At 50.2% G+C, this 10,785-nt stretch carries 10 protein-coding genes, 1 rRNA gene and 1 pseudogene; 1 reads left to right on the top strand and 11 read right to left on the bottom strand.

The window, feature by feature from the left end; genetic code table 11:
- Positions 1–90 (top strand): 5S ribosomal RNA (rrf, locus tag DES54_RS04495); the annotation flags it as partial.
- A gap of 219 nt (positions 91–309) precedes the next feature.
- Here the strand turns inward: rrf and DES54_RS04490 are convergent.
- From DES54_RS04490 to DES54_RS04440, 11 genes and pseudogenes are all read right to left on the bottom strand, one after another.
- The gene (locus DES54_RS04490; RefSeq protein ID WP_113865402.1) at positions 310–1,071 is read right to left on the bottom strand and encodes an amino acid ABC transporter ATP-binding protein; all 762 of its coding nucleotides are present in this window, start codon (positions 1,069–1,071) and stop codon (positions 310–312) included.
- A gap of 8 nt (positions 1,072–1,079) precedes the next feature.
- A complete protein-coding gene (locus DES54_RS04485) occupies positions 1,080–2,174 on the bottom strand; it encodes an amino acid ABC transporter permease (RefSeq protein WP_113865401.1) in 1,095 nt (364 codons plus the stop codon).
- A gap of 8 nt (positions 2,175–2,182) precedes the next feature.
- The gene (locus tag DES54_RS04480; protein ID WP_113865400.1) at positions 2,183–3,361 is read right to left on the bottom strand and encodes an amino acid ABC transporter permease; all 1,179 of its coding nucleotides are present in this window, start codon (positions 3,359–3,361) and stop codon (positions 2,183–2,185) included.
- Positions 3,362–3,428: 67 nt separating this feature from the next.
- Complete coding sequence (locus tag DES54_RS04475) at positions 3,429–4,454, bottom strand: amino acid ABC transporter substrate-binding protein (RefSeq protein ID WP_113865399.1); 1,026 nt, start codon at positions 4,452–4,454, stop codon at positions 3,429–3,431.
- 332 nt (positions 4,455–4,786) lie between these two features.
- Positions 4,787–5,452 (bottom strand): amino acid ABC transporter permease, encoded by a 666-nt coding sequence (locus DES54_RS04470; RefSeq protein ID WP_113865398.1) that lies wholly within the window; start codon positions 5,450–5,452, stop codon positions 4,787–4,789.
- 26 nt (positions 5,453–5,478) lie between these two features.
- Complete coding sequence (locus DES54_RS04465; protein ID WP_113865397.1) at positions 5,479–6,249, bottom strand: amino acid ABC transporter substrate-binding protein; 771 nt, start codon at positions 6,247–6,249, stop codon at positions 5,479–5,481.
- A 365-nt stretch (positions 6,250–6,614) separates the two neighbouring features.
- Positions 6,615–6,911, bottom strand: a complete 297-nt coding sequence (gene fis / locus DES54_RS04460; RefSeq protein ID WP_012883002.1) for a DNA-binding transcriptional regulator Fis — start codon at positions 6,909–6,911, stop codon at positions 6,615–6,617.
- Positions 6,912–6,934: 23 nt separating this feature from the next.
- Entirely contained in the window at positions 6,935–7,900 is a 966-nt protein-coding gene (dusB, locus tag DES54_RS04455; protein WP_113865396.1) for a tRNA dihydrouridine synthase DusB, read from the bottom strand.
- A 272-nt stretch (positions 7,901–8,172) separates the two neighbouring features.
- Positions 8,173–9,054 (bottom strand): 50S ribosomal protein L11 methyltransferase, encoded by an 882-nt coding sequence (gene prmA, locus DES54_RS04450; protein WP_113865395.1) that lies wholly within the window; start codon positions 9,052–9,054, stop codon positions 8,173–8,175.
- Between the two features lie 17 nt (positions 9,055–9,071).
- Positions 9,072–10,498, bottom strand: a pseudogene (panF, locus tag DES54_RS04445) (sodium/pantothenate symporter).
- Positions 10,488–10,730, bottom strand: a complete 243-nt coding sequence (locus DES54_RS04440; protein ID WP_113865394.1) for a YhdT family protein — start codon at positions 10,728–10,730, stop codon at positions 10,488–10,490. The pseudogene panF and the gene DES54_RS04440 overlap by 11 nt, the downstream one beginning before the upstream one ends.
- Between the last annotated feature and the right edge of the window lie 55 nt (positions 10,731–10,785).

Genomic DNA, 10,785 nt, shown 5'->3' with positions numbered 1-10,785 from the left:
ACCTGACCCCATGCCGAACTCAGCAGTGAAACGCCGTAGCGCCGATGGTAGTGTGGGGTCTCCCCATGTGAGAGTAGGGAACTGCCAGGCATCAACTAAGTGGAAAGCCTCCTGCGTAAGCAGGGGGCTTTTTGCGTTGTGGCGGGCTGGAATAAGATTGGCTGTGTGACCTATGTTTTCTGTGACAACCACACGGCTATAAACTGGGCTACTTGTTGTGGTTGATTGATGTCTAACTGAATTTATTGATATGGCGATAAACAAAAGCCTGCTCTGCGGCAGGCTTTTGCAAAACGTCGTGTTATTCGATTAGTGAAGAATTTGCGCTAGGAATGTTTGGGTACGTTCAGAGCGCGGTGTGGAGAAGAAGATGTCCGGTGGTGCCTGCTCGACGATTTCCCCTTGATCCATAAAGATCACCCGGTCGGCCACGGTTTTTGCGAAGCCCATCTCATGAGTGACACATAGCATGGTCATTCCGTCCTGAGCAAGTCCAAGCATGGTATCCAGCACTTCTTTTACCATTTCAGGGTCTAATGCTGAGGTAGGTTCATCGAACAGCATGATTTTAGGTTTCATACACAGCGAGCGAGCAATAGCGACGCGTTGCTGCTGTCCCCCGGATAACTGGCCTGGGAATTTGTGTGCGTGAGCTGCAATGCGTACACGTTCCAGATAATGCATTGCCAGTTCTTCCGCCTCCTTTTTCGGCGTGTGGCGTACCCAGCAAGGGGCCAACGTGCAGTTCTGCAATACAGTCAAATGCGGGAACAGGTTGAAGTGCTGAAATACCATGCCCACCTCTGTTCTGATTTTTTCGATATTTCGCAAGTCACCGTTTAATTCCACACCATCTACGACAATACGTCCCTGCTGATGTTCTTCAAGGTGGTTGATACAGCGAATGGTCGTGGATTTGCCCGAGCCAGATGGACCGCAAAGTACAATCCGTTCTCCCTGCTTGACCTGTAGATTGATATCTTTCAGTACGTGGAATTGCCCATACCACTTATTCACATTCTCCAGTGTGATCATGTGATCGGCTGATTGCGTTAAAGAATTCTGATTCATGGATGGCCTCAGTGCGACTTATGTCCGGTGTTAAAACGATTTTCCAGATGTTGGCTATAGCGCGACATGCTGAAACAAAAGATCCAATAGATCATGGCGGCAAAAACATAGCCTTCGGTCGACATACCAAGCCAGGTTGGATCGACAGTTGCCTGTTGAATACTGCTGAAGAGATCGAATAAACCAATGATGATCACCAGACTGGTATCCTTAAACAGCGCGATAATGGTGTTCACTAATCCCGGTATCACCATTTTCAGCGCTTGTGGCAGAATAACCAACCCTTGCATGCGCCAATAACCCAATCCCAGCGACTCTGCTGCTTCATATTGACCTTTCGGTAATGCTTGCAAGCCACCGCGGACGACCTCGGCGACATAAGCAGACTGGAAAAGAATGACTCCCACCAGTGCTCTCAGTAGCTTGTCGATGCTGGTTCCCTCTGTTAAAAACAGCGGCAGCATGACAGAGGACATGAACAGTACGGTAATTAATGGAACACCGCGCCAGAACTCGATGAACACGATGGAAAGCATACGAACGATGGGGAGTTTGGAACGACGTCCCAGCGCCAGCAGAATACCAAGTGGTAAGGCGCCAGCGATGCCGACCGCCGCAATAATCAAGGTCAGCGTTAAGCCGCCCCATTGACGGGTTTCCACACGAGGGAGGCCCGCAAACCCACCATAGAGTAGCGACCAGGCTACCAGCGGGTAAGCTACGGCCCAGATCGCAATGTAGCGTCCACGATGAGGGATTTGACGTAAAAACATTGGCAGGATGCTGAGCAAGCCGATGACCAGTGCAAAGTTAATGCGCCAAATTTCTTCTGTCGGATACAACCCATACATGAAGTGACCGAACCTGGCACGGATAAATACCCAACATGCGCCATCCCTGGTGCAGTCATTGCGGGTTGTTCCAATCCAGTTAGCCTGAAATATCGCCCAGTCTAATAATGACGGAATGGTAATCCACAATAACCACAGGCAAAGCAGCGTGAGCAGACTATTGGTGATGTTGGAAAAAAGATTTTGTCGAGCCCAGTGGATCGCTCTGAAAAGAGGGGCCTGACGGTTCTGTATCGGTTGAATCATCGTCATGAGTCCTCTTAACGCTCAATGAGCGCAATCTTGCGGTTATATATGTTCATCAACAAGGATATCAGCAGACTGATGATGAGATAGACCGACATCGTAATGGCGATAGTTTCGATGGCCTGACCGGTTTGGTTCAGTACAGAACCGGCAAACAGCGAAACCATGTCTGGATAACCGATAGCGGCGGCCAATGAAGAGTTCTTGACGATATTAAGATACTGGCTGGTCAACGGAGGAATAATCACACGCAGTGCCTGAGGCAGGATAACTTTGCGCAGGGTGATGGAATTGGGCAATCCCAGAGAGCGTGCCGCCTCATGTTGACCGTGCGAAACGGACTGAATTCCTGAGCGAATGATTTCCGCAATAAAGGAGGACGTGTAAACCGAGAGCGCCAGTGTCAGCGCCGCCAGTTCAGGAATTAATACCATCCCGCCGCGGAAGTTAAACCCTTTTAGTTCAGGAATATCCCAATGCACCGCCCGTCCAAAAATCAGATGACTCAAAACGAGCAACACGGCCAATACGCCCAAAACGATGGGCCATGTCTTGCGTTGCGGCCCCGTGAGCGTGTGGTAACGTTTATTGGCACGGAAGACAACAAACGCGGTGAGGAGCGCAATCATAATGGACAGGAAAAAGGCTAGCGCTCCCGGTCCCGCTTCCGGAGAAGGCAAATAAAAGCCGCGGTTGCTGAGAAAGGCGATATCAAAGGCATTAATGGATTGCCGTGGCCCTGGTAAATTACGCAGTACGGCAAAATACCAGAAGAAAATCTGCAATAACGGCGGAATATTACGGAAAATTTCGATATAGATAGTGGAGATTTTCCGCAACAGCCAGTTATCCGATAAGCGCGCCAGTCCAATGATAAAGCCAAGGAAAGAGGCGAAGACAATACACAAAGCTGACACCAGCAGGGTATTGAATAATCCGACTAAAAAAACGCGTGTGTAGGTATCGCCCTGTTGATAATCAATCAGATGTTGGACAATCCCAAAGCCTGCTGTGTTGTTTAAAAAGGCGAATCCAGACGTGATCCCCCTCTGAGCCAAATTGGTAACGGTATTGTGTAACAGATAACCAGCGATAGCTAATACGGCGATAACAACGATGATTTGATACAGCCAGGCGCGCACCGCTGGATTAGTTAGTGATAAATCACTTTTCACGGTTGGGCGTTGTAGCATGTTGAAGCCTCAATAACGGGGATACAGAAGGGGCAGTGTTGTGACTGCCCCCGGTTTCTGCAAGTAATTAGCGTACCGCAGGTGCGTACTGGATCCCGCCTTTATTCCACAATTCGTTCAGACCGCGTTTGATTTTCAGTTCGCTGCCCATACCGACATTGCGTTCGAAGATTTCACCGTAGTTACCTACTTGTTTGATGATTTTGAACGCCCAATCAGTTGGTAATTTGAGATCTTTACCGTAGTTGCCTTCATGACCGAGCAGGTGAGACATATCAGGTGTTGTCGGTTTAGCTGCCAGTTGATCGACGTTTTGAGACGTTACGCCCATTTCTTCGGCATTCAACATCGCAAACAGCGTCCAGCGAACGATGGAGAACCATTCTTCATCGCCACGACGAACCACTGGGCCCAGAGGTTCTTTGGAGATCACTTCAGGCAGCACCACAAATTCGCCCGGATTACTCAGCTTGATACGCAGCGCGTACAACTGAGATTGATCTGAAGCCAGCGTATCACAGCGACCAGATTCCAGTGCCTTGGCGCTTTCGTCAGAACGATCGAATGTCACCGGGGTATATTGCATTTTGTTGGTTTTGAAATAGTCAGCGACATTCAGTTCAGTATCGGTGCCTGCCTGAATACAAACGGTAGCGCCATCCAGTTCTTTCGCGCTGGTCAACCCGGCTTTATTGTGAGTCAGGAAACCGATGCCGTCATAATAGGTTACGCCAGTGAACAGCATGCCCATGCCGCTATCGCGCGACGAAGTCCAGGTGGTGTTACGAGATAAGATATCTACTTCACCAGATTGCAGGGCGGTAAAACGCTCTTTTGCGGTCAGCGGAGTAAATTTTACTTTATTCGCATCACCAAACACGGCGGCCGCCACACCGCGGCATACATCAACATCAATACCAGAGAATTTGCCACTGGCGTCTGCATAGGAAAAGCCGGGTAAGCCGTCGCTGATACCACATTGTATGAAACCTTTTTTCTGAATCGCATCCAGCGTTGCGCCAGCATGAGCCTGATTGATGGCGGCAAACATTGACGCGCCGGCAAACAGAGTAGAAATAATCATTCTTTTCATAATCATCCTAGTGGCTAAATAGTTTTATGCTGTTGTGTCGCGGCGCACCATGCTAGGTGCACCAATCCTGTCATTCGGCTTATTGCCGCGGCAAGAGTTAAGCAAACGGGATGCCAATTATTTATATATATGATAATAAAGATAAATATTGAATTTAGTCCGACTTGAGAGACAATTTCCAGGAAAAATTGATGCACCAAAATAAAGGGAAGGTGGTCACTCTGCCCTGTTTTGGTGCGTTAAAAGTAACAGTTTGGGAACAATTGATTCACAGCGGGTTGTGTAAGGCGGTGCCCCAGCCAAAATATCAGCGCAGGCTGGCGAACGAAAAATTAATGCACAAGATGACGTTGGTAATACTTCTCCAACTTTACCTGTAACTGACTGAGCACCGTGCTGAACATCAGATAAATCAAGGCGGCTTCAATGTAGAGGATCAGCGGTTCATAGGTGACGGAAACAATTCGCTGCGCAGACAGGAACATTTCAGGCACGGTAATGACGGCGGCCAATGACGTGTCTTTAATCAACGAAATAAACGTGTTGGATAACGGAGGCAATGAGACAAAAATAGATTGTGGAAAAATAATCCAACGAACTGCCTGCCTGCCATTCATGCCAAGCGAGTAAGCTGCGCTCCATTGACCTTTGGGAACGGACAGAATGGCACCCCGGACGATTTCCGAACTGTAAGCGCCGACGCTAATGGTAAAGCCGATTAATGCGGCGGGAAATGCATCAAGTGTGATACCGGCGCTGGGAAGCCCGTAAAAGATGAGAAAAAGCTGTACCAGCAACGGTGTTCCACGAATAACCCAAACGTAGAAATCACCCAGCCATTTTAGTGGCTTAGGACCATAGAGACGGATTAGCGCAACGATCACGCCAACGGCCAATCCGAATATAAAGGAAAGAATGGCGAGGGGAACCGTGAATTTCAGTCCGGCGGACAGCAGACTCCAAAAGGAGTCTGCCATAAGTTGTAGCCAAGGCGGCATGAAAAATAACTCCGATAACAGTGCAATTATTGAGATACATCCTGACCGAAGTATCGCACAGATATCGTTTTATAGGTGCCATCCGCTTTAATTTCATCGAGCGCTTTATTCAACGCATCTGCCAGTTGCGTCTGATTTTTGCGGATCAAAATCGCGGAAGGTTCACTGTCGGGTGAGGTGGCGATGATTTTCACATTGGCGTCGGGCTTATGCTTTTTGAAGTCAAGGAATGATAGGTTATCGTTCAGTGTGGCATCGGCACGTCCGCTGAGCACCAGATCCAGTGATTGGTTAAAGCCATCGGTCGGCACGATATTCGCGCCATAGCGGGTTGCCAGTTTCGAATAGTTGCTGGTCAGACTTTGGGCGGCTTTCTTGCCTTTCAGATCATTGAAGTCTTTGATGGCGGTGTTATCGCCACGGATAATCAGCACGGCTTTGGAATCGATATACGGTTTCGAGAAGTCGTATTTGGCCTGACGCTCTTTGGTCACGCCGACCTGATTAATCACTGCGTCATAGCGTTTGGCGTCGATACCGGCAATCAGGCCATCCCAGCGGCCCTCAATAAACTGTGCTCTGACTCCCAGTTTTTCAGCGACCGCACGTCCGATTTCCACGTCAAAACCCACCAACTCGCCGGATTTTTCATGATAGGTATAAGGCGCGTAGGTGCCTTCTGTGCCGAATTTTATCACGCCGGCGGATTTGATTGCGCTCAGGTCATCTTGTGCCTGAGTGGATAGACTGGTTGCGAGCAATGCGCCAGTCAGTAAAGCAAAACCGATTTTCTTCATATCTATCCTCTGTACCCTCAGCAGGGCGGCATTTCGCTTTCGTTGGCATGAAACGCGGAAAATTTACGTTATGTCACATTGTTTTGCTAATCATATAAGGCAATGGTTTATATCAACAATGAATATAGTTTTCATCTGCTGTTTTGACCATGCCCGGCGCGGGTATTTGCCTATAACGCACGCCGCTTAAATTGAAACCTAATTACAGTTATGGGAAACCGCAGTGATATCTGATGGTCGCAATCTGCTTTTATCATAGGGACGTCATTACGGTTGTTTATAAATTTTCAGGTATGGCTTGCATAAAAAAAACGCTAATGATTTCTCATTAACGCCTTTTAAAAACAATCGGTTATGAATTTTGATTAATTCATGCCGTATTTTTTCAATTTCTTACGCAGAGTCCCGCGGTTGATGCCCATCATCAGGGCTGCACGGGTTTGGTTGCCGCGGGTGTATTGCATCACCATGTCCAACAGTGGCTGTTCAACTTCAGCCAGTACCAGCTCATATAGGTCATTAACATCCTGACCGTTCAATTGAGCAAAATAGTTCTTCAGTGCCTGTTTAACCGAATCGCGCAGGGGCTTTTGGGTCACCTGAGCTTGAGAGTTTACGGTGGAAACGGTCAGTACATCAGAATTCACGCGTTGTTCGAACATAGTTCTGTCAGCTCTTTTTCTGTTTACGCAAGATTTTCAAAATATGCCTCCAACGCCTCCAGCTGTTTGCTGGCATCCTCAATGGCGTTGAATGTGCGCCTAAACTGGTCGTTTGGGGCATGCTCCTGGAGATACCAGGATACGTGCTTACGAGCGATACGGAATCCTTTGCCTGGACCATAAAAGTCGTGCAATTCCCGTATGTGTTCGATCAACAAGCGCTTAACCTCTGCCAAAGGCATTGGTGTCAGCAACTCCCCTGTGTCCAGATAATGCTGGATTTCCCGAAAGATCCAGGGTCTTCCCTGAGCGGCTCGTCCTATCATCAGGGCATCAGCCCCAGTATAGTCAAGAACCGCTCTGGCTTTATGCGGGGAAGTCACGTCGCCATTCGCAATAATGGGAATGGAAACGGCCTGCTTAACTGTCCGAATGCTGTCGTATTCCGCCGAACCATTGAACAGACATGCACGAGTGCGTCCATGAATGGTCAGGGCCTGGATACCACAATCTTCAGCCAATCTGGCAATCTCTACACAGTTACGGTGCTCTGGCGCCCAGCCGGTACGGATTTTCAGCGTAACCGGTACGTCTACCGCTTTCACTACCGCGAAGAGGATTTGCTTAACCAAATCCGGATACTGCAATAACGCAGATCCTGCCATCTTGCGGTTCACCTTCTTTGCCGGGCAACCCATATTGATGTCGATGATCTGTGCGCCGAAATCAGCATTGATTCTGGCTGCCGCCGCCATTTCATCGGGATCGCAACCGGCAATCTGCACGGCTCTGATCCCTGGTTCATCGCTATGCACCATGCGCAGACGCGACTTATCCGAACGCCACACTTCCGAGTTGGAAGAGAGCATTTCCGATACCGTCATTCCAGCGCCCATCGCATGACAGAGTGTTCTGAATGGGCGATCGCTAATACCAGCCATCGGGGCTGCTATCAGGCGATTGGTAAGCTGAAATTGTCCAATGCGCATAGACAAAGAGTGACCATACTGTGTCTGCAAGGGCGCGTATATTACGCATTTTTCACGTCAGATGAAAGGCCAAACTTTGACCAATTTGCCGCTATCGGGCAGTGAAAATGTCGTTCGTGATGTCATATGAAAATATTATTCATATTTAACAAAGAGTTGAGTTTTCACGCGTTTTTTTTGCTCAAAAAAATAATCCTTCGGCAACAGAATTTTACCGGTGGCTGGCATTATCCACTATAACGCGGATTATAGTGGATGGCTGGTCTGCATGATTATTTACGTTGGCCGGTGATACGACACCATTCTTCACGTTCGGCAACCGGATCGAGTAAGAATTTATCGGTGTAGGCTTCCGCCACATCCGCGGCCTGCGTCGCCAATATCCCGGATAGGCCAAGATAGCCGCCTGATTTAGGTAGATCGCCGATAATCGGCGCCAGTTCACGCAGCGGACCAGCCAGGATATTGGCGACCACGACATCTACCGACAGGTCAGTCGGCTGTTTTTCCGGCAGATAGAGCTCAAGACGGTCAGCGACGTTATTCCTTTGCGCGTTATCGCGGCTTGCGTGAATCGCCTGCGGGTCGATATCAATGCCGATCGCGCGGGCCGCACCCAGTTTCAGCGCGGCGATCGCCAGAATGCCGGAGCCGCAACCAAAATCGATAACGGTTTTGCCTGCTAAATCCAGGCTGTCCAGCCATTGCAGACAGAGTGCGGTTGTCGGATGGGTTCCGGTGCCAAACGCCAGGCCGGGGTCGAGCATGACGTTGACGGCGGTAGGATCGGGGATATCACGCCAGCTTGGACAAATCCACAGACGCTCGCCGAAACGCATTGGGTGGAAGTTGTCCATCCATTCGCGCTCCCAATCTTTATCCTCCAACTGTTCGATTTTGTGCTTAAATCCGGCGCCCAGCAGCGGTTGTTGCTCCAGCGCCGCGATGACGGCGGTCATCTCGGTTTCCGCGTCATATAAGCCGATGACATCGGTATCGCCCCATAAACGGGTTTCGCCGGGCAGTGGCTCAAACACTGGCGTATCGTGAGTATCCTGAAACGCTACGGATACCGCACCGCATTCGATCAGCGCGTCGCCCAATTGCTCAGCATGACGACCGGAGGTATTGATTTTCAGTTGAATCCACGGCATAGCAGTCTCTAATACATTTAAAGTGAAGCGGAAGCAGCAACCGGTTGAGGGGCTTGATGGCCAAACCGGTTACCAACAATAAACGCCATCAGGCTAAGTAGCAGTGATGGCACAATGGGGTGAAAACCGGCCAGTTGAAGATTAAAACTGGCCAGCAAGGTATAGCAAATAGCGCCGCTGAATTGGCGCGCTCCCAATAAAGGCCAAGCACCAGCGGCCACAGAAATACGGCTTCCAGACCGCCAAACGCCAGCAGATTGAGCCAGATAATCATTTCCGGCGGTCGCCAGGATGCGACAAGCACCAGTAATCCCAGCAACAACGTCGTCATGCTGGACAGGCGCTTAATGTGCCGCTCATTGTGTATCTGCCGTGGCCGCACGCTGAGATAGAGATCTTTGATGATTGTGGCGGAGGCCTGTAGCAGATGCGCATTGATATTGGACATGATAGCCGCCATCGGCGCCGCGAGAAAGATACCCGCCGCCAGAGGAGGTAAAACGTTCACCATCAGAGCGGGCAGCACCTGATCGGGGATGGTCAGATTCGGCATTACCGTGCGGCCCAGCGCGCCCGACAAATGCATCCCCAACATCAGAATACCTATCACGATGGTGCCGATAAGAATGCCGCGATGCAGCGCTTTGCTGTCGCGGTAAGAGATACAACGCACAGCCGTATTGGGCAGGCCGATAACCCCGAAGCAGACCAACACCCAGAACGATGCCATAAATGGCATGGACAGCATCTGACCACTGCCTTGCGGCGTCACCAGAGCAGGATCGATCTGTTGCAGCTTATCTACGGCGCTGTGTAAGCCGCCTGCGGCGTGGATAACGCCCACCAGCAATATTACTGTGCCTAACAGCATGACGATGCCCTGCATGGCATCGTTCAATACGCTGGCCCGGAAGCCGCCAAAAGCGGTATACAGCGCGATAGTGACGCCAAAAATCAGCAGGCCGACATCGTAGGGGATATTGGCCGCGGTCTCCAGCAGGCGTGCGCCGCCAATGAATTGTACCGCCATCGCGCCGATAAAGGCGACGAGCAGACTGATGCTGGCGAACCATACCAGCAGGCGACTGCCGTAGCGGGCATAGAGCATGTCATTGAGCGTAATGGCGTTGTAACGTCTGGCCAGAATAGCGAACTTCTTTCCCAAGATGCCCAGCGACAACAGCATGGTGGGCAACTGAATCATGGAGAGCAGAACCCAGCCCAGTCCGTATTTGTAGGCTGCGCCCGGCCCGCCGATAAACGAACTGGCGCTGACATAGGTGCCGATCAGGGTCATCGCCAGAACAAAGCCGCCCATTGAGCGTCCGCCGAGGAAATACTCGTTGAGAAAGTTACCGGCCTGACGGCGGCGATAAGCGTATACCGAGAGCCCAAACACCAGCAACATATAGCCTAGCAATGGCAAGAGCACTTCATTTTGCATCGCCATTCTCCAGAGAGATATCCTGAAAAATGAAGCGCACCATCAGCCAGCACAATAGCGTAAAAATCAGCGGCAACAGCAGGCAGGCCATTTCAAACCAATGGGGAAGACCGGTAATGCCCTGTGCGCTATCGGGCAAGTAAGCCGCCAAGACCCAGGCGAGCAGGTAAGCCAGCGTCAGGAAAAAAGCCCAGCGGGCTTCACGGTGCGCCTGAATGAAACGTATATCCATTTTTTCCTCCACAGTAAGCCGGAGCAATGGTGTTGTATTGATTAAGATGAAAGCA

Source organism: Brenneria salicis ATCC 15712 = DSM 30166 (assembly GCF_003315515.1).
GTDB classification, from domain to species: domain Bacteria; phylum Pseudomonadota; class Gammaproteobacteria; order Enterobacterales; family Enterobacteriaceae; genus Brenneria; species Brenneria salicis.
The sequence above is the reverse complement of the archived record's forward strand: the minus strand, read 5'-3'. Positions and strand labels throughout refer to the sequence as shown.

What these genes read in the sequence shown, in the direction of transcription:
- DES54_RS04480 (WP_113865400.1), bottom strand. Translation starts at nt 3,361, where the DNA reads ATGCTACAACGCCCAACCGTGAAAAGTGATTTATCACTAACTAATCCA.
- prmA (WP_113865395.1), bottom strand. Translation starts at nt 9,054, where the DNA reads ATGCCGTGGATTCAACTGAAAATCAATACCTCCGGTCGTCATGCTGAG.
- DES54_RS04440 (WP_113865394.1), bottom strand. Translation starts at nt 10,730, where the DNA reads ATGGATATACGTTTCATTCAGGCGCACCGTGAAGCCCGCTGGGCTTTT.
- DES54_RS04470 (WP_113865398.1), bottom strand. Translation starts at nt 5,452, where the DNA reads ATGCCGCCTTGGCTACAACTTATGGCAGACTCCTTTTGGAGTCTGCTG.
- DES54_RS04475 (WP_113865399.1), bottom strand. Translation starts at nt 4,454, where the DNA reads ATGAAAAGAATGATTATTTCTACTCTGTTTGCCGGCGCGTCAATGTTT.
- DES54_RS04465 (WP_113865397.1), bottom strand. Translation starts at nt 6,249, where the DNA reads ATGAAGAAAATCGGTTTTGCTTTACTGACTGGCGCATTGCTCGCAACC.
- dusB (WP_113865396.1), bottom strand. Translation starts at nt 7,900, where the DNA reads ATGCGCATTGGACAATTTCAGCTTACCAATCGCCTGATAGCAGCCCCG.
- fis (WP_012883002.1), bottom strand. Translation starts at nt 6,911, where the DNA reads ATGTTCGAACAACGCGTGAATTCTGATGTACTGACCGTTTCCACCGTA.
- DES54_RS04490 (WP_113865402.1), bottom strand. Translation starts at nt 1,071, where the DNA reads ATGAATCAGAATTCTTTAACGCAATCAGCCGATCACATGATCACACTG.
- DES54_RS04485 (WP_113865401.1), bottom strand. Translation starts at nt 2,174, where the DNA reads ATGACGATGATTCAACCGATACAGAACCGTCAGGCCCCTCTTTTCAGA.